The sequence below is a fragment of the Enterococcus sp. HY326 genome (assembly GCF_026157065.1).
Taxonomy (GTDB): Bacteria; Bacillota; Bacilli; order Lactobacillales; family Enterococcaceae; genus HY326.
The window spans coordinates 1-23,367 of record NZ_JANLGQ010000006.1; the positions used below are offsets into that span (position 1 = coordinate 1).

Annotated in this window: 22 protein-coding genes, 14 tRNA genes and 1 riboswitch; of the genes, 24 read left to right on the forward strand and 12 right to left on the reverse strand. The window is 43.5% G+C overall.

Annotation, left to right across the window (positions count from 1 at the left end):
- The first annotated feature begins 4 nt into the window (after positions 1-4).
- The 22 genes from ORH16_RS14480 to ORH16_RS14585 all read left to right on the forward strand — a co-directional run bounded on the left by ORH16_RS14480 (position 5) and on the right by ORH16_RS14585 (position 7,947).
- Positions 5-94: transfer RNA gene (locus tag ORH16_RS14480), tRNA-Ser, on the forward strand.
- 13 nt (positions 95-107) lie between these two features.
- A tRNA-Met gene (locus tag ORH16_RS14485) sits at positions 108-181 on the forward strand.
- Positions 182-224: 43 nt separating this feature from the next.
- A tRNA-Asp gene (locus ORH16_RS14490) sits at positions 225-301 on the forward strand.
- A gap of 1 nt (position 302) precedes the next feature.
- Positions 303-373: transfer RNA gene (locus tag ORH16_RS14495), tRNA-Gly, on the forward strand.
- 16 nt (positions 374-389) lie between these two features.
- Positions 390-463: transfer RNA gene (locus ORH16_RS14500), tRNA-Ile, on the forward strand.
- Positions 464-474: 11 nt separating this feature from the next.
- Positions 475-562 (forward strand) — tRNA-Ser (locus ORH16_RS14505).
- A 13-nt stretch (positions 563-575) separates the two neighbouring features.
- Positions 576-647: transfer RNA gene (locus ORH16_RS14510), tRNA-Glu, on the forward strand.
- Between the two features lie 5 nt (positions 648-652).
- A tRNA-Ser gene (locus tag ORH16_RS14515) sits at positions 653-742 on the forward strand.
- 13 nt (positions 743-755) lie between these two features.
- Positions 756-829 (forward strand) — tRNA-Met (locus ORH16_RS14520).
- Between the two features lie 37 nt (positions 830-866).
- Positions 867-940: transfer RNA gene (locus ORH16_RS14525), tRNA-Asp, on the forward strand.
- 10 nt (positions 941-950) lie between these two features.
- Positions 951-1,023, forward strand: a tRNA-Phe gene (locus tag ORH16_RS14530).
- A 7-nt stretch (positions 1,024-1,030) separates the two neighbouring features.
- A tRNA-Gly gene (locus tag ORH16_RS14535) sits at positions 1,031-1,101 on the forward strand.
- Positions 1,102-1,117: 16 nt separating this feature from the next.
- Positions 1,118-1,191 (forward strand) — tRNA-Ile (locus tag ORH16_RS14540).
- 12 nt (positions 1,192-1,203) lie between these two features.
- Positions 1,204-1,275: transfer RNA gene (locus ORH16_RS14545), tRNA-Glu, on the forward strand.
- Positions 1,276-1,394: 119 nt separating this feature from the next.
- Complete coding sequence (locus tag ORH16_RS14550; RefSeq protein WP_265459575.1) at positions 1,395-1,751, forward strand: VOC family protein; 357 nt, start codon at positions 1,395-1,397, stop codon at positions 1,749-1,751.
- A 216-nt stretch (positions 1,752-1,967) separates the two neighbouring features.
- A riboswitch (SMK box riboswitch) is annotated at positions 1,968-2,045 on the forward strand.
- On the forward strand, positions 2,043-3,233 hold the full coding sequence (gene metK, locus ORH16_RS14555; RefSeq protein WP_265459576.1) for a methionine adenosyltransferase: 1,191 nt from the start codon (positions 2,043-2,045) through the stop codon (positions 3,231-3,233). (Overlaps the previous riboswitch by 3 nt.)
- Before the next feature lie 240 nt (positions 3,234-3,473).
- Complete coding sequence (locus ORH16_RS14560) at positions 3,474-4,949, forward strand: MDR family MFS transporter (protein ID WP_265459577.1); 1,476 nt, start codon at positions 3,474-3,476, stop codon at positions 4,947-4,949.
- Between the two features lie 53 nt (positions 4,950-5,002).
- Positions 5,003-5,794: an alpha/beta hydrolase gene (locus ORH16_RS14565; RefSeq protein WP_265459578.1), complete on the forward strand. Its 792-nt coding sequence runs from the start codon at positions 5,003-5,005 to the stop codon at positions 5,792-5,794.
- The gene (locus ORH16_RS14570; RefSeq protein WP_265459579.1) at positions 5,781-6,245 is read left to right on the forward strand and encodes an NUDIX hydrolase; all 465 of its coding nucleotides are present in this window, start codon (positions 5,781-5,783) and stop codon (positions 6,243-6,245) included. Before ORH16_RS14565 ends, ORH16_RS14570 begins: the two co-directional genes overlap by 14 nt.
- A 127-nt stretch (positions 6,246-6,372) precedes the next feature.
- Entirely contained in the window at positions 6,373-6,957 is a 585-nt protein-coding gene (locus ORH16_RS14575; protein ID WP_265459580.1) for a helix-turn-helix domain-containing protein, read from the forward strand.
- Between the two features lie 32 nt (positions 6,958-6,989).
- Positions 6,990-7,307, forward strand: a complete 318-nt coding sequence (locus tag ORH16_RS14580; protein ID WP_265459581.1) for a hypothetical protein — start codon at positions 6,990-6,992, stop codon at positions 7,305-7,307.
- A 154-nt stretch (positions 7,308-7,461) separates the two neighbouring features.
- Positions 7,462-7,947, forward strand: a complete 486-nt coding sequence (locus ORH16_RS14585; protein WP_265459582.1) for a GNAT family N-acetyltransferase — start codon at positions 7,462-7,464, stop codon at positions 7,945-7,947.
- A 51-nt stretch (positions 7,948-7,998) separates the two neighbouring features.
- Here the strand turns inward: ORH16_RS14585 and araA are convergent, their stop codons facing one another.
- The 4 genes from araA to ORH16_RS14605 all read right to left on the reverse strand — a co-directional run bounded on the left by araA (position 7,999) and on the right by ORH16_RS14605 (position 12,975).
- Positions 7,999-9,423, reverse strand: a complete 1,425-nt coding sequence (gene araA / locus ORH16_RS14590) for an L-arabinose isomerase (protein ID WP_265459583.1) — start codon at positions 9,421-9,423, stop codon at positions 7,999-8,001.
- 24 nt (positions 9,424-9,447) lie between these two features.
- Positions 9,448-10,143 carry an L-ribulose-5-phosphate 4-epimerase gene (locus tag ORH16_RS14595; RefSeq protein WP_265459584.1) on the reverse strand — a complete coding sequence of 232 codons (696 nt, stop codon included), beginning with the start codon at positions 10,141-10,143 and terminating at the stop codon, positions 9,448-9,450.
- A gap of 25 nt (positions 10,144-10,168) precedes the next feature.
- Positions 10,169-11,755, reverse strand: a complete 1,587-nt coding sequence (locus ORH16_RS14600; RefSeq protein WP_416207872.1) for a xylulokinase — start codon at positions 11,753-11,755, stop codon at positions 10,169-10,171.
- Between the two features lie 140 nt (positions 11,756-11,895).
- Positions 11,896-12,975 carry a GntR family transcriptional regulator gene (locus ORH16_RS14605; RefSeq protein WP_265459855.1) on the reverse strand — a complete coding sequence of 360 codons (1,080 nt, stop codon included), beginning with the start codon at positions 12,973-12,975 and terminating at the stop codon, positions 11,896-11,898.
- 439 nt (positions 12,976-13,414) lie between these two features.
- On the opposite strand from ORH16_RS14605, the gene ORH16_RS14610 reads away from it, so the two are divergent.
- Positions 13,415-13,663, forward strand: a complete 249-nt coding sequence (locus ORH16_RS14610; RefSeq protein WP_265459585.1) for a hypothetical protein — start codon at positions 13,415-13,417, stop codon at positions 13,661-13,663.
- A 122-nt stretch (positions 13,664-13,785) separates the two neighbouring features.
- Here ORH16_RS14610 and ORH16_RS14615 read toward each other — a convergent pair whose 3' ends face one another.
- From ORH16_RS14615 to serC, 8 genes are all read right to left on the reverse strand, one after another.
- A complete protein-coding gene (locus ORH16_RS14615; RefSeq protein ID WP_265459586.1) occupies positions 13,786-14,928 on the reverse strand; it encodes a M56 family metallopeptidase in 1,143 nt (380 codons plus the stop codon).
- 1 nt (position 14,929) lies between these two features.
- Positions 14,930-15,301, reverse strand: a complete 372-nt coding sequence (locus tag ORH16_RS14620; protein WP_265459587.1) for a BlaI/MecI/CopY family transcriptional regulator — start codon at positions 15,299-15,301, stop codon at positions 14,930-14,932.
- Between the two features lie 202 nt (positions 15,302-15,503).
- The gene (gene hisJ, locus ORH16_RS14625) at positions 15,504-16,349 is read right to left on the reverse strand and encodes a histidinol-phosphatase HisJ (RefSeq protein WP_265459588.1); all 846 of its coding nucleotides are present in this window, start codon (positions 16,347-16,349) and stop codon (positions 15,504-15,506) included.
- Positions 16,350-16,354: 5 nt separating this feature from the next.
- Positions 16,355-17,614, reverse strand: coding sequence for a glutamate-5-semialdehyde dehydrogenase (locus ORH16_RS14630; RefSeq protein ID WP_265459589.1), 1,260 nt, complete (start codon positions 17,612-17,614; stop codon positions 16,355-16,357).
- 66 nt (positions 17,615-17,680) lie between these two features.
- The gene (gene proB / locus ORH16_RS14635; protein ID WP_265459590.1) at positions 17,681-18,484 is read right to left on the reverse strand and encodes a glutamate 5-kinase; all 804 of its coding nucleotides are present in this window, start codon (positions 18,482-18,484) and stop codon (positions 17,681-17,683) included.
- Between the two features lie 92 nt (positions 18,485-18,576).
- Positions 18,577-19,821 (reverse strand): DUF1015 domain-containing protein, encoded by a 1,245-nt coding sequence (locus ORH16_RS14640; RefSeq protein ID WP_265459591.1) that lies wholly within the window; start codon positions 19,819-19,821, stop codon positions 18,577-18,579.
- Complete coding sequence (locus ORH16_RS14645) at positions 19,821-21,008, reverse strand: phosphoglycerate dehydrogenase (protein ID WP_265459592.1); 1,188 nt, start codon at positions 21,006-21,008, stop codon at positions 19,821-19,823. The genes ORH16_RS14640 and ORH16_RS14645 overlap by 1 nt, the downstream gene beginning before the upstream one ends.
- A gap of 2 nt (positions 21,009-21,010) precedes the next feature.
- Positions 21,011-22,096 carry a 3-phosphoserine/phosphohydroxythreonine transaminase gene (gene serC, locus ORH16_RS14650; RefSeq protein WP_265459593.1) on the reverse strand — a complete coding sequence of 362 codons (1,086 nt, stop codon included), beginning with the start codon at positions 22,094-22,096 and terminating at the stop codon, positions 21,011-21,013.
- 326 nt (positions 22,097-22,422) lie between these two features.
- On the opposite strand from serC, the gene ORH16_RS14655 reads away from it, so the two are divergent.
- A complete protein-coding gene (locus ORH16_RS14655; protein WP_265459594.1) occupies positions 22,423-22,959 on the forward strand; it encodes a dUTP diphosphatase in 537 nt (178 codons plus the stop codon).
- Positions 22,960-23,367 lie beyond the last annotated feature (408 nt).

Sequence of the window (23,367 nt, forward strand, 5' to 3'; positions counted from 1 at the left end):
TGCTGGAGGATTACCCAAGTCCGGCTGAAGGGAACGGTCTTGAAAACCGTCAGGCGGGTAAAACCGTGCAAGGGTTCGAATCCCTTATCCTCCTTTTTTAATATTATCGCGGGATGGAGCAGTCTGGTAGCTCGTCGGGCTCATAACCCGAAGGTCGTAGGTTCAAATCCTGCTCCCGCAATTACTTTTGACTTTCAAAAGTACAACTTAATAAAACTAATATTGGTTTGGTAGTTCAGCTGGTTAGAATGCCTGCCTGTCACGCAGGAGGTCGCGGGTTCGAGTCCCGTCCAGACCGCCATGCGGGTGTAGTTTAGTGGTAAAACCACAGCCTTCCAAGCTGTTGTCGCGAGTTCGATTCTCGTCACCCGCTTTAGTTTTATTAATTTGGGCCTATAGCTCAGCTGGTTAGAGCGCACGCCTGATAAGCGTGAGGTCGATGGTTCGAGTCCATTTAGGCCCATTATTTTTCTTGGGGAAGTACTCAAGTGGCTGAAGAGGCGCCCCTGCTAAGGGTGTAGGTCGGGAAACCGGCGCGAGGGTTCAAATCCCTCCTTCTCCGTTTTATTTTTTTAGGCCCGTTGGTCAAGCGGTTAAGACACCGCCCTTTCACGGCGGTAACACGGGTTCGATTCCCGTACGGGTCATTGCTGGAGGATTACCCAAGTCCGGCTGAAGGGAACGGTCTTGAAAACCGTCAGGCGGGTAAAACCGTGCAAGGGTTCGAATCCCTTATCCTCCTTTTTTAATATTATCGCGGGATGGAGCAGTCTGGTAGCTCGTCGGGCTCATAACCCGAAGGTCGTAGGTTCAAATCCTGCTCCCGCAATTACTTTTTAATAAAAGTACGTATCACCCTTTAAAACGGTTTGGTAGTTCAGCTGGTTAGAATGCCTGCCTGTCACGCAGGAGGTCGCGGGTTCGAGTCCCGTCCAGACCGCTTTTTTTATGGCTCGGTAGCTCAGTTGGTAGAGCAATGGATTGAAGCTCCATGTGTCGGCAGTTCGATTCTGTCCCGCGCCATTTTTTTGCGGGTGTAGTTTAGTGGTAAAACCACAGCCTTCCAAGCTGTTGTCGCGAGTTCGATTCTCGTCACCCGCTTTACTTCATTTGTTTGGGGCCTATAGCTCAGCTGGTTAGAGCGCACGCCTGATAAGCGTGAGGTCGATGGTTCGAGTCCATTTAGGCCCATTATTAATATTCGGCCCGTTGGTCAAGCGGTTAAGACACCGCCCTTTCACGGCGGTAACACGGGTTCGATTCCCGTACGGGTCACTTCGAAGATTGCTTTAGTTGCAGTCTTTTTTTTGCGTTTTAAAGTATCCGCTTTCTTTTTTTGAGTTGTTTTTGTTATACTTGAGAAAATAACTGTAGTTAAGAAAGAAGGAACGCATATGATTGATCATTTGAGTATTGGTGTGAGTGATTTAGCAAAGAGTAAAGAGTTTTATCAAGAGGCTTTGAAACCTTTGGGCTATCAAGTAAAGATTGAAATGCCCCATGGTGTCTGCTTTAGCGCTGAAAGCGGCGGTGATTTGTGGATTGTAAAAGGCGATGTTTCCCCTATTCATTTGGCCTTTGGTGGGAGTCGTCAACAGGTGGAGGAATTTTACGCTGCGGCATTGAAGGCAGGCGGCGTTGATAATGGTGGACCTGGACTGCGACCGCAATACCATGAAAATTATTATGCGGCTTTTATTTTTGACCCGGATGGCTACAATCTTGAAGTTGTTTCCCACACTGGTAGTTAAGAACTTATAAAAGCAGAATATGAAAATTTTTTTGTTCATCTTCACTTGTTTTACATGGAATAATGTAATGGTCGTTAACACTTGTGGTGAGAAATAAAATAATTTTCAAAACTAATTTTTAGTCTCTTGTCGCTCATAGCGCAGGAGGCTTTTTGATTGGATAAGAAATTTGCATTGATTTCTGTAGGGTTTTCCGAAGCTTTCTGCTATACTAGGTATCGTTGCAAGTTCCCGAAAGGATTCGCACTGCGAAGATGCCTTGTAACCGAAAAATTTTAGGGGGAATAACTCATGACAGAAAGACATTTATTTACTTCAGAATCTGTCTCTGAAGGACATCCAGATAAAGTTGCCGATCAAATTAGTGATGCAATTTTAGATGCGATTTTAGAAAAGGATCCCGATGCACGGGTCGCCTGTGAGACATCCGTCACTACGGGTTTAGTGCTAGTTTTTGGTGAAATATCTACAAGTGCTTATGTGGACATTCAAAAAGTTGTCCGTAAAACGATTAATGAAATCGGGTATACGCGGGCCAAGTTCGGCTTTGACGGGGACACGGTTGCCGTATTAGTTGCCATTGATGAACAATCTCCAGATATTGCCCAAGGGGTTGATGAAGCCTTAGAAGTACGGGGAACAACTGGTGATCCGTTAGATTTGATTGGTGCAGGTGACCAGGGTTTGATGTTTGGTTTTGCGGTCGATGAAACACCGGAATTAATGCCGTTACCGATTGCTTTATCCCATCGTTTAGTTCGCCGGTTGGCGGAGTTGCGTAAGACTGGCGAGTTGGATTATCTGCGCCCAGATGCTAAGTCGCAGGTGACGATTGAGTACGATGAGGCTGGTCAGCCGCAAAGAGTTGATACGATTGTGATTAGCACTCAGCATGATGAACAGGTGGACAATCAAACGATTCATGATGATATTATTGAAAAAGTGATTAAAGATGTGATTCCAGTTCATTTATTGGATGAGCAGACAAAATACTTTATAAATCCGACGGGACGCTTTGTTATCGGCGGACCTCAGGGGGATGCTGGTCTAACTGGCCGCAAGATTATTGTCGATACTTATGGTGGCTATGCCCGTCATGGCGGCGGCGCTTTTTCTGGGAAAGATGCTACTAAAGTCGATCGGTCGGCAAGTTATGCCGCCCGTTATATTGCCAAGAATATTGTGGCAGCCGGTTTTGCTAAAAAGGCTGAGGTTCAGCTGGCCTATGCGATTGGTGTAGCGCAGCCGGTTTCGATTTCAATCAATACTTTTGGAACATCCACTGTGCCTGAAAGTAAACTGATTGAAGCGGTGCGGGAGAATTTTGACCTGCGTCCAGCCGGCATTATTGACATGCTGGACTTAAAGCGGCCGATTTACAAGCAAACAGCCGCATACGGTCACTTTGGTCGCACAGATATTGATTTGCCTTGGGAAAAATTGGACAAGGTAGCGGGCTTAAGAGAGAGCATTGGCGAGTAGTTGAGCCGAAAAAAATATTTTTATATTGATTTGAAAAGAGAAGGTACTGGCTCAAGCTGGGCCTTCTTTTTATTTTTTGAGAAAAGTCGGCAAATCTGCAACAGTGAAACGACTGCCAGAAAAAATTAAGTTGGCAACTGAAGACTGATTGGCTTATGATAAATTTTTTTTAAGTGGAGTTGTATGGCTTTTTTCTGATACAATCAAAGAGATAGTCTAAATAAGGGAGTAATGAAGGAAATGGCAAGAAAAACCAATGTCCCCTTAGTCACTGTGTGTGTCTTTGTGGCGACTTTTATGACGGCGATTGAAGGGACAATTGTCACGACGGCAATGCCGACAATTGTCGGCTCTTTAGATGGTTTGGAAATTATGAATTGGGTATTCTCAGTTTATTTATTAACCAATGCGATGATGACACCAATTTATGGAAAATTGGCAGACAAGGTCGGTCGTAAACCGATTTTTATGCTGGGTATTTTGATTTTTATTATAGGTTCTTCTCTGTGTGGTTTGTCCAACACAATGCTGACGCTGATTATTGCACGGGCGATTCAAGGAATCGGTGCCGGAGCGATTATGCCGGTGGCTCTGACAATTATTGCTGATATGTATACTGTGGAAAAGCGGGCACAGGTTTTAGGCTTTAACAATGCAGCCTGGGGGATTTCTAGTGTTCTTGGGCCATTAGCCGGTGGCCTGATTGTCGACACAATCGGCTGGCATTGGATTTTCTTTATTAATCTGCCGATTGGTTTAGTCCTGCTGGGGCTAATTTATTTATTTTTACAGGAGGAAAAAGTTCCTCGAACGGCCAAAAGGGTCGATGTTGTGGGAACAATAACGCTATTAGTGACGCTGTTTAGTTTGCTACTAGGATTTCAAGAGTTGGAAAACGGTGTATCTGTGAGTGTGTTGTTTTTATTTGTGATTGCCATTTTAGCTTTTGCGATATTTTTAAGAGCGGAGAAAAAAGCGGAAGATCCAATTATTACTTTAGGGTTATTTAAAAGCCCGCTTTTTGTGGCGGCTAACTTGGTTGCTGCATTGGTGAGCGGCTATTTAATTGGGATTGATGTTTATATTCCAATGTGGATGCAGGGAGTTTTAGGTATCAGTGCGGCAATCGGCGGACTCGCCTTAGCGCCGATGTCGATTCTGTGGATGGCGGGCTCATTTTTAGCGGGGCGCTGGCTGAGTAAATTTTCTGAGCAGCGAATTTTGCTTCAAGGGCTGACTCTAGTGGCGCTTGGTGGGTTTGGCTTATTCTTTTTGCCTGCCTATAGTAATTATAATTTCTTTTTAGTGATTTCAGCAGTCATCGGCTTAGGTTTTGGAATAACCATCACAACGGCGACTGTCAGTGTCCAAAGTAGCGTGCCGCCGGAATCTTTAGGGGTGGCGACCTCTTTTAATACGCTAGTGCGGACGATTGGTCAGACGGTAATGGTTTCGGTTTTTGGCTTGATAATCAATCAAGCCACGGCGCAAGGCTTAGCGCAAAAAGGCTTTGATTCGCAAAGTGATTTGATGAATCAGTTGGTTAATCCACAAACTGCTAAAGAATTGCCCCAGGAAATGCTGACACCACTGCGGGAAATTTTATTCAGTGGACTGCATCGAGTTTTTCTGACTGGATTAGTGATGGTGGCAGTTGCTATCGCAGTCGTTATGTTGTATCAGCAAAAACAAAAAATGAAAGCAAGCAACTCTTAAAGCGGCTGAAAAGCTGACGCTTGGAGCTGCATAAGACAAAAGGAGTGGTTGAGATGGCCTTTTTACAAGCCAATATTTATTCAAATGTTTTAGAAATGGAAGTCATGATCAATGTAGTATTGCCGCAAAAGACGGAGAAAAAAATCGGCAGCAGCAGTCTTGGGGCCAATGAGGATGTCCCGGTATTATATTTGCTTCACGGCATGAACGGCAATCACAGCGTTTGGGCCCGACGCACGTCAATCGAGCACTATGTGACGGATTATCAGATTGCCGTGGTGATGCCTTCGACTGATTTGGGCTGGTATACTGACACGACTTATGATATGAACTATTGGACTTTTATTGCGGAGGAATTGCCAGAGATTGTTCATGAGCTGTTTCCGCAGATTTCTACTAAACGGGAAAAAACATATGCGGCTGGACTGTCAATGGGAGGTTATGGGGCTTTAAAACTTGGCTTAAGAAAGCCTGAAAACTTCGCGGCCGTAGCTTCTCTTTCAGGAGCAGTTGTTTTAGGTCTGCAAATGGAGCAGATGCTGGAGGTTCGTCCCCGGAATTATTGGGAGGGTATCTTTGGCCCCTTAGATGAGGTGGCCAATAGTGACAATGCCCCTTTATATTTATTGAATAAATTAGTAGCCAGCGGTCAGGACATTCCCCGCATTTTTCTGGCCTGCGGAACTGAAGACCCTCTCTATGCAGCGAGTGCCGGAATGTCTGGCCAAATGACTAAACTAGGCGTTGCCCATACTTTTGAGGAGGGACCCGGCGAACACAATTGGATTTTTTGGGACCAATGGATTCAGCGGGTCTTAGAATGGTTCTTTGATGAAAATTCCTAACGATTTGACGGTCTCTTTACCAGAAGGAAAACTAAATATTCGAGTGGCGGCGTGGCTCGAACACGAGGGTCAGCTTTTGGTCAGCCGTTTTCCTAATGGTCGGTTGTCACTCCCCGGGGGTCGGCTGAAATTTAACGAAAATTCAGTGGCTGGTCTAAAACGGGAAATTTTCGAAGAATTGCAGCAGCCGGTCAGCGACCTTAGTCTGATGGCAATTGTTGAGAATTTCTTTGATATTGAGGACGATAGCTTTCATGAATTGTTATTTATTTATCGCGGGAGCGTTCCTTATCAGAAACAATACCGCAGCACTGAGCCCCAGGAGCAAACGATTCTATGGCTGCCTTTGAAACAGATTGAACTTTTGCGGCCAGCAGTGTTACAAGAGCTGGCCGAGTATCAAGGAGCTGAAATTCTGCACCTGATTAATCGGGATAATGAAGAAAATTAAAAAGCTTGATATAACGCTGCTTTTTCGTTGATAAAGACTTTTGACAACGAAAAATCGCCCATGATAAAGACCTTTGCTAGTCAAAAACTCCTCCAACAACTAAGCTGAAATCGAAGGGATGAAGAAGATGAACCTCAGTCAACAAATTAAGAAATTACGGGACCGTGATCAGCTTTCCCAAGAGGATTTAGCGGAGAAAATTTATGTTTCCCGCCAAACTATTTCCAACTGGGAAAATGAGCACAGCTATCCAGATGTTCATAATTTGTTATTGATGAGCGTCCTCTTTGACGTCACTTTAGATGAATTAGTGAAGGGAGACGTGGATCAAATGCGGCGTATGATTCAAAATGATGAAATGGATAGATATGGGAAATTGATGGGGCTTTTTCTGTTGGCTGCTATTGTCGTAGGAATTGTTAGCATTACTATCTGGGGAGTGTGGGGTTATCTTCCACTGGGCATCTTATGGGTCATCAGTATGTATTTTGCCATGAAGGTTGAAAAGATAAAGAAGAAAAATGATATTAAGACATTCAGAGAAATCGTTGCTTTTACTGATGGCAAAACGGATTTAGATGACATTCGCAAACAGCGGAATCGAAAAAAATATTTTTTGGAAAAATCTTTAATTGTTCTGGCAGCGGGGGTAATTGGTGCTTTACTGAGCCTACTGGTTTCGTTTATCACAGATTTTTTGATTAATCTTTAAACATGATAACAAACTAATTAGGAGGGCAAACAATGGAGCAAATCATTATTTTAAGTATTACTTTAGTGTTATTAGTTGTTTACTTTTACAGTCATTATTACCGTCTCCGCATGCCGGCAAAGGGGGATGAACGCTGGTTGGAAATTGAAAAAAGAGCGAGCCGAATTGCCAATGGCTATTTTCAAGGTTTGATTGTGATTGTCGCTTTGGCCCAAGGGATACTGTTGTTTTTGCCGGAGATGAATGTCACTATTTCTTTGGAGAGAGTCTTGATGATTGCTTTTTGGGTGATTATTGCCGGTCAGGTGGTAGAAGTATTGGCGCTGCGACATTTTAATCGGGTGATGTAACAGAAATAGCGACTAAAGAGGCTGCTGAGTCAAATTAATTGGGATTCAAAAAAAGTTGAAGGCTACGGCAGTATTCTGAGGTTATTTTATAAACGAGTTTTAGACGATTTTATAAGTTGGTTAAAATAAAAATGAGTAGTTGAAGGAGTTAGGTATGGCACAAATGGTCATTAGAAGGGCAACGGAGCAGGATGTGCCCTTGATTTTAAACTTTATCAAAGAATTGGCAGTCTATGAAAAAATGCTGGCGGATGTGACGGCTACAGAAGAGCTGTTGCGGGAAAATTTATTTGAAAAGCAGCGGGCCGAGGTGATTATCGGTGAAGTCGAGGAACAACCGGTGGCGTTTGCTCTATTTTTTACTAATTTTTCGACGTTTGTCGGTAAGCCGGGTTTGTACTTGGAGGATTTATTTGTGAAGCCGGAGTTTCGTGGAACCGGCTTTGGCCAACAGATTTTAGCTTACTTGGCAAACTTAGCTGTCGAACGAAATTACGGCCGCTTTGAGTGGGTTGTGTTGGATTGGAATCAGCCGTCGATTGATTTTTATCAAAAGATGGGGGCTGTGGCGATGGACGAATGGCGAATTTTTCGGGTGAGTGGGCCGGCCTTAGAGAAATTGGCGGCCTTAGAGAATTAAAAGAACAAAACAACCGCTGGCATTTATTTACCAGCGGTTTTTAGATGTCCTTTATTTAATTGTTACAAATTCTAAACCGACTAATTTTGCCCAGGTTTCAATTTGGTCTGAAGTCAGGCTTAGTGAAACGACTGTGTGATGACCGCCGCCGGTTTCAATCCAAGATTGTACGCCGTCGTGGAAGTTTGGTCGTGGTGTCCACATGATGCGGGCCACCGGTAATTTTGGTGCGGCCTCTGTTGGCTCAAAGGCATCGACTTCATTGATTAATAATTTGTAGTTCGTACCAAAGTCGGCCATCGAAACCGCCACACCTTCGCCAGTCATGCCGTCAAAGACTAAACGGGCAGGGTCTTCCCGATCCCCCATGGAAAGCGGAGCGACAACAATTTTTGGTTTGTTGGCGGCTAAAACAGGGTCAACCTCCATCATATGGGATTGCAAAATGGCTTCTTTTCCAGGTGTTAATTCGTAAGTGTAGTCCTCCATAAAGCCAGTCGCTTTGTTGTGAGCCATAATTTTTAGCAAACGGTCAATGGCAGCTGTTTTCCAATCGCCTTCACCGGCAAAGCCATAGCCTTCTGCCATTAAACGTTGGACAGCTAAGCCTGGTAATTGTTGCATGCCATATAAATCTTCAAAGTTGCTACTAAAGGCAGTGTAATCGCCGGCTTCTAAGAAACGGCGCAGGCCGATTTCTTGGCGAGCTTGGACTTTGACATGGTCTTCCCAAGTTTTTTGATCATAATCAGTGTAATCAAAATCGTACAATTCTTTGTATTGTTCAAATAAAGTATCGACTTCCGCTTCAGTTACGTCATTGACATATTGGACTAAATCGCCGATGCCAAAATAATCAACAGTCCAGCCAAATTGAATTTGCGCTTCAACTTTGTCTCCTTCCGTCACGGCAACATTGCGCATGTTGTCGCCAAAACGGGCTACTTTAATATTGAAACTTTCGTTATAAGCAACAGCGACATCCATCCATTCGGCAATTTGCTGTTGAACTTTTTCCGATTGCCAGAAGCCGACCACGATTTTATTATTTTTTTGGAGGCGGGCATTGATGAAGCCATATTCCCGGTCCCCGTGAGCTGCTTGGTTTAAGTTCATAAAGTCCATGTCAATCGTTGCCCAAGGAATACTTTCGTTGTATTGGGTAGCGAGGTGCAACAAAGGCTTCTGCAATAATTTGGTGCCGCGAATCCAGTTTTTCGCTGGTGAGAAAGTGTGCATCCACGTAATCACACCGGCGACTTCATCCCGATAGTTGACTTCCTTCATGATTTTAGTGATAACAGCAGGTGTTACTGCTAGCTCTTGTAAAACGACAGGATAAGGCAGCTTGCCGCTCTTATTTAACGAAGCAACCATTTCCTCTGCATGATTTTTAACCTCTCTTAAAGCTTCTTCGCCGTATAAATGTTGGGAACCTACGACAAACCAAAATTCTTTTTTTCCAATTGATAACATCTGATAAATCTCCTTTATATGATTTTATTTTTGTCCGTAATATGCATCTTCCCCGTGCTTACGCAAGTAATGCTTGTCTAAAATCCGTTGTGGTAGCTCTGGTGCATAACTGTTAATCTGGCGGGCGATGAAATTCATCTTGGCAACTTCTTCTAATACAACGGCGTTCATCACAGCGGCATTGGCATCTTTGCCCCAGGTAAATGGGGCATGGCCGTGCAAAAGGACACCGGGAATTTCTAGCGGTTGAATGTTGCGTTCCTTAAAGGTTTCAACAATCACGTTGCCGGTCTCAGTTTCATAGCCGGCATCAATTTCCGCCTGTGTTAAAAAACGAGCACAGGGGACGCTGCCATAAAAAGTATCAGCATGGGTTGTTCCCATAGCCGGCAAGTCGACGCCCGCTTGCGCCCAACCTGTGGCCCAAGTGGAATGGGTGTGGACGATGCCGCCGATTTCTAAAAACTTTTTATAGAGGACGGCGTGGGTCGGGGTATCAGAAGAAGGATTTAATTTTCCTTCTACAACCTTGCCGTCAAAGTCGCAGACGACCATGTCGCTAGCCTGCATCGTATCGTAATCGATGCCGCTGGGTTTGATGACAAATAAATTTTGCTCCCGGTCAACCGCTGAAACATTGCCCCAAGTGTATTTGATTAATCCGTGTTTGGGCAATTCAAGATTGGCCTGAAAAACTTCTTTTTTTAGTTGCTCTAACATGTTGTTTAAAAACCTCCTTTAAAACTTATTTCAGATAGTCAATTGCCTTTTTTTCAATCGGCAAAGCCGTTTCATAGCGTTTCACAAAAGTTGTATAGCCGGCTAAGTCAGCTTCGGTCGGTGTGATGGTGACACCAGCACTCTCAGCGAAAACCTGCTGCTGTAAAAAGCTTTCTAAATCCTGCTGGGCATTCTTCAAGTAGGCGGCTAAAATAGCAATGCCCCAAGCTCCGCCTTCGCCAGCGGTTTCCATCACCGTCACCGGCGCTTCCATTGCAGCGGCTAAAATCCGCTGCCCAACCTCAGGCGTTTTGAAAATACCGCCGTGGCCAACTAATTTATCGATTTTAATGTGTTCTGTTTTTAAGATCTCCATACCGATGCGCATCGCACCAAAAGCGCTTGATAAGTGCATGCGCATAAAGTTCGCTAAATCAAATTTGCCTTCCGGCGTGCGGACAAATAATGGCCGCCCTTCATTGACGCCGGTGATATTTTCACCGGAATGGTAACCGAAGGACATCAGACCGCCACAGTCGGGATCACCTTCGAGGGCTTTGTTAAATAAAGTCGTGTACAGTTTATCCATGCTGACTTCTAAACCGAGACTGTCGAGAAATTCTTTAAAGAGCTTGACCCAAGAATTAATCTCTGAGGAACAATTGTTGGTGTGAACCATCGCCACTAAATCACCAGCTGGCGTCGTTACCAAATCAATTTCCGGATGAACATTTTGCATTTCTTCCTCTAAGACAATCATCGCAAAGGCAGAGGTTCCCGCTGAAACATTGCCGGTGCGCTGAGCCACGCTGTTGGTCGCCACCATACCCGTGCCGGCATCGCCTTCAGGGGGACAAAGAGGAATTCCGGCTTGCAAAGTACCAGTCGGGTCTAAAAGATAAGCTCCTTCCTCTGTCAGGTGACCAGCGTCTACGCCGGCAACCAAAACTTTTGGTAAGAGGTCATTTAATTTTTTACTAAATCCAGCTTCAGCGGCTAATTTTTCAAAAATGGCCACTTTGTCTTGGGCAAAATTCTTCGTTTTGCTATCAATCGGGAACATGCCGGAAGCATCCCCAATACCTAAAACTTTTTCACCAGTCAGCTGCCAATGAATGTAGCCGGCTAAAGTTGTGAAGAAATCCAACTTCGCTAGATGCGCCTCTTGATTTAAAATGGCTTGATACAAATGAGCGATACTCCAACGTTGCGGGATGTTGTATTGGAAGGCTGCGGTTAATTTTTCCTCCGCTTCACCGGTCATCGAGTTGCGCCAAGTTCTAAAGGGCACCAGCAGATTGTCTTCTTGGTCAAAAGCCAGATAGCCATGCATCATTGCACTAAAACCAATCGAACCGATAGTTACTAGATTTTCACCATAAAGTTCAAAGACTTCCGCCGCCATTTTCCGATAGCTCTGGCGTAAGCCCTTCCAAATTTCGTCAAGCGAATACGTCCAGACACCATCCACCAATTGATTTTCCCATTCGTAACTACCAGAAGCAATCGGGGTGAAATCCGCTCCAATCAGGACCGCTTTAATCCGTGTTGAGCCAAATTCAATTCCTAAGGCCGTGTTGCCATCAATAATATTCAATTTTGCGGTGGCAATTTGTTCTTGCGTCGTAATGATAATCCCCTCCCTTAAATTCACTTTTATTATAAAATATTTGTACGTACATGTAAACAATTTCTTTTTATTTTGTACGGACAAATAAAAAGGCAGCTGAGAACAGTTGCCTTAAAAATTTTTTATCTAATTTTTCTCGTCGAATCCCGCTTAATTAATTTTGGTTCATAAAGGATGCTCGGCGGCTCCTGCTGAGTTTCAATGGCTTGAATCAGCCAGTTGGCAGCATCCACGCCCATTTTTTCCTTTGGATGCTCCAGTGTGGTTAATTTTACTTTGCCGACCTTGCTGACGGAGGCATTATCATTGCCAATCAGTGAAATTGCTTGGGGCACTTGGAAGTGCTGCTCCTCCAAAACGTCTAATAGACGACTGGCAATCTGGTCATTGTAGCAAATAATACCCGTAACGGCTTTTTGATTGAGGCGGGTTAACACCTGCTGATAAATTTCTTTACGGGTTTCAGTTGTGTAGGTGATGATATCCTCGGAAGCAAAGAGCACATCATAGGTTTCACAGGCTTGAATAAAGCCTTTTAGCCGATATTTCCCCTGCAAGTCATCAATCTTAGCAATAAAAAGCAGCTGCTGATGACCTTCTTTAATCAATAGCTCTGTCGCTAAAAAGCCCGCCTGTGTGTCGTCAACACAAAGGGAAGGCAGCGCTAATTCTTCATAGGCGGCATTGATCATGACCATCGGAATTTTTTGCTCCCGCAATTTGACATACAAGGCGATGTTAGGATTGTATTGATTACTTTTGGTGGGTTCGATAATCAACCCCTGCACACCGTAATCCAACATTTTTTCTAAACATTCCCGCTCCTGCTGATGGTCATTGTTGGTGCTGGCTAATAATAAGGAGTAGCCCTGCTGTCGTAAAGTTTTTTCTAATCCGCGGATAATTGATGGAAAAATATAATCAGATAAATAGGTGATAATGACACCAAATGTTTTATTTTCTTTTACAGGTATTGTGGCTGCCGGCGCTAAATAGGCATTATCGACATAAGTTCCCGAACCTTTTTCAGCCCGCAGATAGCCTTCGTTGACTAATAAGGCAATCGCTTGGCGCACGGTGTGCCGACTGACGGCATAATTTTTTTGCAGATGCAATTCAGACGGAATGGCTGCATCTAAAGCATATTCCCCCTGGATTATTTTCTTCTTTAAATCATCGGCGATGGCTTGATACTTGCTAATACCCATCGAACCGCCCCTCTCTTTTACAATATGTCCGAACATCTTTTATTTTAGCACAAGTTGTCTGGTTTAAAAATGAAAAGTTTAAAACGAATCATGCCAATTTTTTTATAAGAAGTTAAGTTGAAAGTCAAAATTTAAAGAGAAGCTTTTTGCATTCATTTAGTTAATAACCTAAGGGACAGATTAACATGAACGTTCAGGTAAACTTATTTTTAAGAAATGTAAGAGCTTGGGAAATGTTGACTGCTTAAATTTTCCCTAAACAGTCTAACTTAGATTGCTAAAAATATCAGTTAATATTGACACGATAAATTTATACCGTATAATGGGTTTGTAAGCAGTTGCTAAAAAACAATGGATTTTTCTGATGATGAGTTGGATTTTCTTGATAAATGAAGTAGGATGAAGGCTTGTTTAGAAAGCGGGTGAGATTTTGATGCTAGAATTTTTGGGAATTATTTTTTTAGTTGTTGCACTGATTAGTGTGATTAATTATTTCAGAAAAGAAGCGCAGGAAAAAAGTCTGATTGCGTCCCTGTTGGATAACCAGGCTAGTATGCTGAAGGTTCACACCATCATCCGCAATACTGAAGATGAGATTTTGGCGGTGCGGATTATCAGCAATCAATTAGAAGTCCCGACCCATGTAGCGTTTATCATTTATGAAAATGCTAAAACCAGTTAAATGCTGCGATGAACATTTTTTGCGGCTGCGTTTTTCCGCAGCCTTTGTTGTCTCCAAAAAAGCTTTAAAAATAAAAAAGTCTTTATCTTATTCAAGTTGTCCTTGAAGGAGATAAAGGCTTTTTAATTGTCCTCGTGAATTGGTAAATTGGTAAAAAAATCCTGATTGGTGTCAGAAATTTCCCCTAAATTTTCACCGTTGTAAAATAAATAATATTTACCGTCTTTTGTGTGGAGCAGGTATGCATCAAGATCACTGAGGTCGTCCAAGCTGAGGGTGCCATCCAAAGCGGCGCTATTATCGTTGTAGGGCTCAAAAATTATGGAGGTGGTCGCTAAAATAATCACGCCTAAAATCGCCAGCAAAGCATAATTTGTGCGCTTGATTTCATAGCCTTCTAATAAAAAGGTGACTCTTTTATACAAAACGTTGCGAGAACCCTGAGAAAAATAGACCGCCTTGTCTGCTGCTTTTTTGTCAGCGGCGGGGGCCAACGTTTTGACGACGGCAACCAGAGACTCGACATAAGCAAAATATTCGGTCTGAGGCAGCGCTTTAGTAACTTGATTGTCCACCCGTAGTTCAATAATCAAATTTAGCTGGCGCCGCAACAAATAGATAAAAGGAAACCACCAGTAGATGGCAGTTAAAACATCCAACAGATATTTAAATAAAATATCATGGTTGCGGAGATGCTGAATTTCGTGCTTTAGAATATATTTCAGCTCAGGACTGTCTAGAGGGACTTTTTTCGAGAGAATAATTTTCGGCTTGAAAATGCCTACCGCCATCGCGGAAAAAATGACCTCTGATTGAATCAGGGGAATCTGTTTCTTTTTGAGAAACTGAAAATCCTTGGCGTCAAGGAAGGGAAGCTCCTCAAGGGGGAGTGTTTGTTTAAAGCGGCCAACTGTGCGCCGCAGTTGCCGATGGCTGCGGTACATTTTCAATAGGCCCACTGCTGTACCGATGCCCCAAAGGACCAAAGTCAGCGTCAATACAGAAAAAGACTGGCCGGCGATGGAAAATTCCGTTTGGAAAAAGGTGAAAATCGCCGGCATCACATGCTCGGATTTTAAAGTAATCGTGGTCGGCAATTCGATTGGCAAAATCAAGCGTAGGAAAATAATCAGAAAGAGTCCGAAAATAAAATCGCTGCGGATGACCTTGATGCTTTTTTTCTTCCAGAGAATAAATTGCAGCATCAAGACCAGAATCACGACAAAAAGTAGTGAAATCAGAAAGGATGAAAGGGAGAAACGCACCCTAGTCACCGCCTTCTTCTAGCTGACTCTTTCTTTTATTAATCATATCCTCCAACTCGCCTAGTGAAGCTAAATCTGGTGAGCTGTCAATAAAATTAGCGACTAAATTGGAAAGAGATTCTTGGGACATTTCCCGGGCCACAAAGGCTTCTTCGCTAACCGTCGGCAAATATTTGCGGGTCAAAACAGTTCCGCTGTAGCCGACAGAATCAATTTTCAGCAGCTCGTTTTGAAATAATTTTTTGATGACAGCGGCAATCGTATTTTTACTGATGTCGCTGGCTAAATTGTGGGCATCTGAAATTGACAGGGGTTCGCCAGCATGCCAAAAGACCTCCATAATTTGTCTTTCACGTTTGGTTAATTCTTTCATAGCAAATCACTCCATTCAAGTTCATTATAGCCTGTAGGCGTCATTATCTCAATAATTAAATATAGAATCAATTTTCACAAGAAAAATTAGGAAAAAAATAAAACTTATTTGTGATAAAAAAACAGGATAGCTTGAAATTTTGGAGGCTGTCGATAAAAAAGCCAGCATGGCTCCAAATTTCTCTATCCTGTCTGCAATTCGTTTACATTAAAACTTCAGCGACCTTATCATAATAACGGCCAACCTCTTGAAAGCTGTGGGCATCTGAGCCGTACACTAAAGGAATTCGCAAGGCTAAGGCCTGCTTGATTAAGCCGGGGCCGGGGTAGCTTTTACCGTAGGCGGCTTTGTCAAAGCCCGCCGTATTCAAGTCTAGTTCGTAGCCCTGTTGCATGATGTTTAAATATAATTCTTGAATCAGCTGAAGGCTTTCCAAGGATAAATTGGTTTCCTCTGGAAAGAGTGCTTCAAATTTTTGACACAGGGTGATATGACCCAAGCGCTTTGGTTTGTAGGGACCCAAGTCTGCCTGTAAAGAAGCCAACACTTTTTGATAGTACAACTCTTGAGCTGCCTGAAAGCTCCCGAGGGAATCGACAACTCCCCGTTTATATTCTTCAAAGGAATAATCAATTCCCCAAAGGCCACCATTCCCCGGCAGAAAATGCACAGACAAAACGCCGTCATCGGTTAAAGGGCCGTATTCATTTAAAAAATCAGTCGTCCAGTCTTGGGCAGCGTCAAAATAGTCCAGCTCAAAGCCAATGTGAAGCTGAATATCACTGGCATATTTTTTTTTCAGCAGCTGCATTTTTTTAAAATAATGCTCGACGTCGTTTAACGCCATCGCCGCAGTTGTCCAGACTTCGGGATTACCGGCGGCTTGCGTCGTCATGATTTCCGGCGGTAACGGAGCGTGTTCGGTGATGCTGTAGTCGCTAAAGTCCAGCTGAATGGCCTTTTGAATCAGCTCTTCGACATCCTGCACATTGCCGTGGGGGCAATATTCGGTATGGGTGTGGCCGTCTTTTTTGAATGGTTTACTCATCGTCTTTACTCCCTGATTTGGCCTTCGCCGTAAATAATATATTTAATCGAGGTCAGTTCATGCAAGCCCATCGGTCCTCTGGCGTGAAGTTTTTGGGTGCTGATGCCGATTTCGGCACCAAAGCCAAAGACAAAGCCGTCGGTGAAACGAGTGGAGGCATTGACGTAAACTGCAGCGGCGTCAACTTCATTTAAGAATTTTTGTGAAGCATGATAGTCTTTGGTGACGATTGCTTCTGAGTGTTTCGTGTTGTAGCGATTGATATGAATGATGGCCGCTTCGAGGGAATCCACCACTTTAATCGCCAAAATATAATCTAAAAATTCCGTCTGCCAATCACTTTCTGTCGCAGGAGTTGTTTCGGATAAAAAGCCGGCGGCCGTTTGGTCGGCCCGCAATTCCACCGGAGTTTCAGCGGCGTGCTCCTTCAAGTAGGCTTCTAATTGCGGCAGGAAAATTTCTGCCACGTCTTGGTGAACCAAAATGGTTTCAATCGAATTGCAGACTGAGGGCCGTTGCACCTTGGCATTAACGACAATTTTGACAGCCATTTCTAAATCGGCATCCTTGTCCACATAAACGTGGTTGTTGCCGGTGCCAGTTTCAATCACTGGCACGGTAGCAGTGGTTTTAACCCGTTGAATTAAACCGGCGCCGCCACGGGGAATCAGCACGTCGAGATAATCATTGAGCTTCATCAAAGCTGTCGCCGTTTCCCTAGAGGTGTCATCGACAAATTGAATAGCGTGAGGATTGGCATTATTTTCTGCCAAAGTGTCCTGCAAAATTTTGACTAAAATTTGATTGGAATGAAAGGCTTCCTTGCCGCCTCTTAAAATGACGGCATTGCCAGTTTTAAAACATAAGCTGGCGGCATCAGTGGTGACATTTGGGCGCGATTCATAGATGATGCCAATCACTCCTAATGGCACCCGCTGTTTGCCGATTAACAAATTATCGGCGTTGCGCCACATCTTATCGACAGCCCCGATGGGATCGTCTAAAGTCACGACTTGGCGAATGCCGTCTGCCATCTCGGTGATTCGCTGAGAAGTTAAGCGAAGGCGGTCCTGCATGGTTTCACTGATGCCATTATCAGCGGCTTGACTCAAATCCTTTTGATTTTCTTGTAAGATTTCAGTGGTGTTGGCAATTAAAGCCTCTGCCATCTTCGTCAGTAAATGATTTTTTTCTAAAGTGGAGAGTAAGGCCAGTTCATGGGAGCTGGCTTTTGCCTGTTGACCCAAAGTAATTAAATCTGTCATCATGATAGCTCCTTTTCTTTTTACGGCGGTAGTTACAATAGCTCATTAGCGAAAGCTTCGGCCGGCTTATTGGTTGCCGGCAAATAGAGTGCCGATAGTTTTGCCAGCTAAAATTTCAAAAATAATTTGCGGCTGCTTGCCATTGGCTAAGACCATGGCGCTGTCGTTTTCTAAAACCCGCTGAGCGGCTTTTAGTTTGCTGCGCATGCCGCCGGTACCAAAGCTACTGCCTTTATCACCTGCTTGTGCCATCAAATTTTCGTCAATGGCGGTGATGTGGGAATAAAGTTTTGCTTCGGGATTGGTCAAGGGATTGGCGGAATAAAAACCGTCAATATCTGAAAGCATAATTAAAATGTCAGCCTTGGTTAATTGGGCGACAATTGCCGACAATTGGTCGTTATCGCCAAATTTAGTCAGGTGATCTAATTCATCTACAGACACCGCATCGTTTTCATTCACGATGGGGATGACCTGCATTTGCAAAAGCTGCTCTAAAGTGTTGGTCACATTTTGACGGCTTTCCGGAAAATCAATCACGTCACGGGTCATCAATACTTGACCGGTCTGCTGACTATAGGTTGAAAAACGCTGAGCGTAAATATTCATCAGCTCCGTTTGCCCGACTGCTGCTACGGCCTGTTGTTCTGGAATGGTTGGCGGCCGTGTGGCCATTTGCAGCTTATTGAGCCCGACACCAATCGCACCGGAGGAAACCAAAATAATTTCCTTGCCTTGATTATTTAAATCAGCTAAAACAAAAGCCAGCTGGTCGATGGCACTTAAATTAATCGTACCATTGGGATAAATTAAAGTGGAGGTGCCAACTTTGACGACAATCCGCTGAGCCTTATGAAGTTGTTGACGCATGGGAAACTCCTCATTCATGTAAAAATTTTTCGTTCTAAATGTAGGGAAAATCCCTTCACCAAAGCAAAGGGATTCGTTTAGTTTATTCTATTTTACTTGTTTTGACTAGCTAAGTCATGTAGAAATAATCCGCTCAGTAGTTTCGGCTCAAACCAAGTCGATTTTGGCGGCATAATTTTGCCAGCGTCCGCCACATTTAATAAATCATCCATGGTGGTAGGATAAAGTGCAAAGGCGACCGTCCATTCCTTGGAGTCCACCAGTTTTTCCAGCTCTGTCATGCCGCGAATGCCGCCGATAAAGTCAATCCGTTTATCAGTACGAATATCTTGAACGTCAAATTCCTTTTCAAAGACATAATGCTGTAGCAAGGCGACATCCAATTGTTCCACTGGGTCATTGGGAATCAGTTCCTGTTTAATGGTCAATTGATACCATTGCTGATCCACATACATACCAAAGGTTTTCGGCTGCTGCGGTTTGCCTGCAGCGACTTTTTCAACGGTAAAATATTGCGAGAGTCTTGTCAAAAAGTCCGGCGCAATCGGTACCTTTAGCACCCGATTGTAATCGAGAATTGCCAATTCCTCTTTAGGGAAAATGACGGAAAGAAAGTAATTAAATTCAGCAGCAGGTCCAGCATCGGGATAAGTTTCCTGCCGCTTAAGACCGACCTTGACGGCTGATTCGGTGCGGTGATGGCCGTCAGCGATGTATAACGCCGGTACATTGTCGGCAAAGCCCTGCACTAATGCAGCAATAACTTCGACATCGTCAATCACCCAGACCCGATGGGCAACATCATGGAAGCTGGTGAAATCATAGACCGGCGCATGTTGTTCCTGCCAATCCTGCATAAGTTGCTGAACGCCAGCCTCACTACGATATGTCAGAAAAATCGGCGACGTGTTGGCATCGCAGACATCAATGTGATTAATTCGATCCAGTTCTTTTTCCGGCCGGGTGTATTCGTGTTTCTTGATTAAGCCGTTTTGGTAATCAGCAATCGTCGTGCAGGTTACTAAACCCGTTTGGCTGCGGCCATTCATCGTCAGTTCATAGAGATATAATACTTTCTTTTCATCACGAATCAGCCAATCCTTTTGCAAAAAGGTCTGCAGATTGCTGGTAGCTTTTTGATAAACCTGCGGATCATAAGGCGAGAGTTCTTTAGGTAAATCAATTTCCGCCTTATCAATATGCAGATAAGAATAAGGATTGTCTTTAGCCAAATCATAGGCTTCGGCTGAATTCAAAACATCATAGGGCAGTGTCGCAATATTTTCAGCTAAATCTTCATGGGGCCGGATACCGGCGAAGGGATGAATCTCAACCATTAGAAACCGCCCTCCTCTGGATTTTTAATCACGCGGACTTTAACAATATTATCCGAGTCGGCAATCCGTTTGGCCACTTCTTGAATTTTGGCTTCATCGGTTTCATCGATGTCGACAAGCGTGTAGGCTAAATCATCCCGACTGCGATTAATCATGGTGTCAATGTTGATTTCCATGCCGGCAATGATTGTTGAAATCTGGCCCAACATGTTCGGCACATTCTTATTGACGATGCTCAACCGATAGGGAGAAGCAAAGGTCATTTCCACTGTGGGAAAATTGACTGAGCGTTTGATTTCGCCAGTCAACAGGAATTTTTTCAAGGTGCGGCCCGCCATTTTGGCGCAATTGACCTCGGCTTCCTCCGTTGATGCTCCCAAATGAGGAAAGACTAAGACTTTTTCATGCCGCAATAAGCGTTCATCGGCAAAATCGGTAATGTATTGTTTGATTTCTCCTGCATCTAAGGCCTTTAAAACAGCGTCAGTATCAACTAAGCCACCCCGGGCAAAATTTAACAGAACGGCGTCATTTTTCATTTTTTGCAATTCTTCGGTGCTGATTAGATTCTGGGTGTTTTCTAAAAGAGGCACATGCAGGCTGATAAAATCGCTGGTGGCAAAAATTTCATCCATGCCGTTCGCCCGCTTGACGCGGCGAGAAATATTCCAGGCCGTGTCAACTGAAACATAAGGATCATAGCCGGTCACGTTCATGCCTAACCGGTAAGCGTCGTTGGCGACCATGGCACCGATAGCGCCCAAGCCGACAACGCCTAACTTTTTGCCTTCTAATTCATGTCCTACAAAGGCTTTTTTGTTGGCTTCGGCTTGCTCCTCAACATCAGCACCAGTTAAGGTCTGAACCCAGGTTGAGCCTTGAATTAGTGGCCGGACGGAAACTAAGAGACTAGCTAAAACTAACTCCTTGACGGCATTTGCATTGGCGCCGGGAGTGTTGAAGACGACAATGCCTTTTTCGGCGCATTCTTTGACGGGCACGTTATTGGTTCCCGCACCAGCTCGAGCGACCCCAAGAACAGAAGCTGGAAAATTGTAATCATGTAATTTTTGGCTGCGCAGAATAATTCCCGCCGGCTGTTCCGTTTGATTGACGGTGAAATTTGGATCTTCAAAATATTTCAGGCCTTGCGGGTCAATTGCATTAAAGGTTTTAATATCAAACATGCTTAGTTTCCTCCATTTTCTATTTCAAATTGTTTCATAAAAGCAACTAGGGCTTCGACGCCCTCTAATGGAAAGGCGTTGTAGAGACTCGCCCGCATACCGCCAACAGAACGATGGCCTTTTAAGTTTTCAAAGCCAGCAGCTAAGGCTTCTTGATTAAATTTTTTGTCTAACGCCTCAGAGCCGGTTACAAAAGGAATATTGGTAATCGAACGACTGTCTTTGTCAACAGGGCTCGTAAATAAGTTGGATTCAGCAATCGTATGATATAATAGTCCAGCTTTTGCTTGGTCTTGCTTTAACATACCGGCAACACCACCATTTGCCTTGACCCATTCAAAGACCAATTTTGCCATATAAATTGCAAAAGTTGGCGGCGTGTTGTAAAGGGAATGATTATCCGCTTGAATTTTATAATCCAACATGGCGCTTGGCGTTGGGAAAAGCCCTAATAAATCGTCACGGATAATCACAACAGTCAAACCTGCGGGCCCGATATTTTTTTGCGCACCGGCATAAATAATGCCGAAATCCTCTGTTTTGTAATCATTCGCTAAAATATTTGAGGACATATCAGCGACAATTGGCACCTTGCCAGCATCAGGAATTGTCTGATAGGCACTGCCTTCAATCGTATTATTAGTAGTGATGTGCAAGTAAGCCGCATCTTGGTCAACCATGTCTGGCGTAATTTCTGGAATGTAGGTGAAATTTTGCTCTTCGCTAGAGGCGATGACCTCGACCTCAACGCCGGCAATTTTTTTCGCTTCAGAAATGGCTTTTTTCGACCATGAGCCAGTGTTGGCATACAACGCTTTCTTTCCTTGTGCTAAATTCAACGGCACCATCGAAAATTGCATGCTGGCACCCCCCTGCAGAAATAAAACCTGATAATTATCAGGGATGTTCATCAATTCCCGCAATAAAGCTTCGGCCTCTTGGATAATGTTTTCAAATAAGGAGGAACGATGACTCAGCTCCATCACGGACATGCCGCTGCCTCGATAATCTAACATTTCCGATTGCGCCTGCTCCAACACAGGTTTCGGTAATACGGCGGGACCAGCTGAGAAATTAAAAACAGTCATACTAAAATCGCTCCTTCTTAAAATTATTAAATTTAAATGTGAAATACATTATAACAGAAAGAGTAAAATGGCAAAAGCCTAATTTTATTAATTTTGTGAATCCTTGTACTTATTTTAAAATGAAACTTAAAACTTCTAAAAACTTAATCGATAATCAGTGAAACTCGTCGGAATTAAAGGCGTGTTATGTTAAAATAACTTTATACCTTTTTGTAAAAAATTTAGCGAAACTTTTTAATTTTTACTTTGTTTCAGAAAATTTAGAAAGCAGTTTACATCCGCTAAGGAGAATTCAACAAAAAGGACAGAAGGGAACGCATAAATTAATGAAAACTCGTGGATTTGAAGTAGTAACAAGTTTTAGCGACCAAAACATCAATATTCCTCAGCGGGCCACCAACAAAGCCGCTGGTTATGATTTTGAAGCCGCCAACGATGTGGTGATTCCCAGTATTTGGAAGGCTGGCTTAAATACGGCATTTAAAACTTTGCTGAATACTGTCCGTCAACCTGATGAAGCTTTGGCTGACGAAAAAGCCTTCAAGCCGACTTTAGTGGCAACGGGCATTAAAGCCTACATGGGAGACAGTGAATTTTTACAGCTAGCCAATCGCTCCAGCAATCCTTTAAAGCGCCTGTTAGTTTTAAGCAACGGCATCGGTGTGATTGACAGTGATTATTATGAAAATCCTGATAATGAAGGGCATATTATGTTCCAGCTGACTAACTTTGGCCTACGAGATGTTCAAATTAAAAAAGGTGAACGCATCGGACAAGGCATCTTCTTACCATTTTTAAAAGCCGACCAAGACGAAACCGGCGGCCAACGCACCGGCGGGTTTGGCTCATCTGGCAAAGATTAGGTATCAGTTATCAGTTCCACTTTTCGCAGAATTAAACATAGAAGAAACATTTTTAATTTTTAATGAAATGTAGCGCTGTGACTGTCTAGTGGAATGATACTCGTACGAAGATAAAACTAAATTTCTCTTGAGAAATTTAATACCTCGAAATGAGCTAGGTGTCAGTTCCACTTTTCGCAGAATTAAACATAGAAGAAACATTTTTAATTTTTAATGAAATGTAGCGCTGTGACTGTCTAGTGGAATGATACTCGTACGAAGATAAAACTAAATTTCTCTTGAGAAATTTAATACCTCGAAATGAGCTAGGTGTCAGTTCCACTTTTCGCAGAATCTAACGATAGAAGAACCATTTTTAATTTTTAACGAAGTGTAGCGCGGTAACTGTCTAGTGGAATGATACTCGTA

Coding starts and splice junctions, on each gene's coding strand:
- ORH16_RS14550 (WP_265459575.1), top strand. CDS start 1,395: ATGATTGATCATTTGAGTATTGGTGTGAGTGATTTAGCAAAGAGTAAA.
- metK (WP_265459576.1), top strand. CDS start 2,043: ATGACAGAAAGACATTTATTTACTTCAGAATCTGTCTCTGAAGGACAT.
- ORH16_RS14560 (WP_265459577.1), top strand. CDS start 3,474: ATGGCAAGAAAAACCAATGTCCCCTTAGTCACTGTGTGTGTCTTTGTG.
- ORH16_RS14565 (WP_265459578.1), top strand. CDS start 5,003: ATGGCCTTTTTACAAGCCAATATTTATTCAAATGTTTTAGAAATGGAA.
- ORH16_RS14570 (WP_265459579.1), top strand. CDS start 5,781: ATGAAAATTCCTAACGATTTGACGGTCTCTTTACCAGAAGGAAAACTA.
- ORH16_RS14575 (WP_265459580.1), top strand. CDS start 6,373: ATGAACCTCAGTCAACAAATTAAGAAATTACGGGACCGTGATCAGCTT.
- ORH16_RS14580 (WP_265459581.1), top strand. CDS start 6,990: ATGGAGCAAATCATTATTTTAAGTATTACTTTAGTGTTATTAGTTGTT.
- ORH16_RS14585 (WP_265459582.1), top strand. CDS start 7,462: ATGGCACAAATGGTCATTAGAAGGGCAACGGAGCAGGATGTGCCCTTG.
- araA (WP_265459583.1), bottom strand. CDS start 9,423: ATGTTATCAATTGGAAAAAAAGAATTTTGGTTTGTCGTAGGTTCCCAA.
- ORH16_RS14595 (WP_265459584.1), bottom strand. CDS start 10,143: ATGTTAGAGCAACTAAAAAAAGAAGTTTTTCAGGCCAATCTTGAATTG.
- ORH16_RS14610 (WP_265459585.1), top strand. CDS start 13,415: ATGCTAGAATTTTTGGGAATTATTTTTTTAGTTGTTGCACTGATTAGT.
- ORH16_RS14620 (WP_265459587.1), bottom strand. CDS start 15,301: ATGAAAGAATTAACCAAACGTGAAAGACAAATTATGGAGGTCTTTTGG.
- hisJ (WP_265459588.1), bottom strand. CDS start 16,349: ATGAGTAAACCATTCAAAAAAGACGGCCACACCCATACCGAATATTGC.
- ORH16_RS14630 (WP_265459589.1), bottom strand. CDS start 17,614: ATGACAGATTTAATTACTTTGGGTCAACAGGCAAAAGCCAGCTCCCAT.
- proB (WP_265459590.1), bottom strand. CDS start 18,484: ATGCGTCAACAACTTCATAAGGCTCAGCGGATTGTCGTCAAAGTTGGC.
- ORH16_RS14640 (WP_265459591.1), bottom strand. CDS start 19,821: ATGGTTGAGATTCATCCCTTCGCCGGTATCCGGCCCCATGAAGATTTA.
- ORH16_RS14645 (WP_265459592.1), bottom strand. CDS start 21,008: ATGTTTGATATTAAAACCTTTAATGCAATTGACCCGCAAGGCCTGAAA.
- serC (WP_265459593.1), bottom strand. CDS start 22,096: ATGACTGTTTTTAATTTCTCAGCTGGTCCCGCCGTATTACCGAAACCT.
- ORH16_RS14655 (WP_265459594.1), top strand. CDS start 22,423: ATGAAAACTCGTGGATTTGAAGTAGTAACAAGTTTTAGCGACCAAAAC.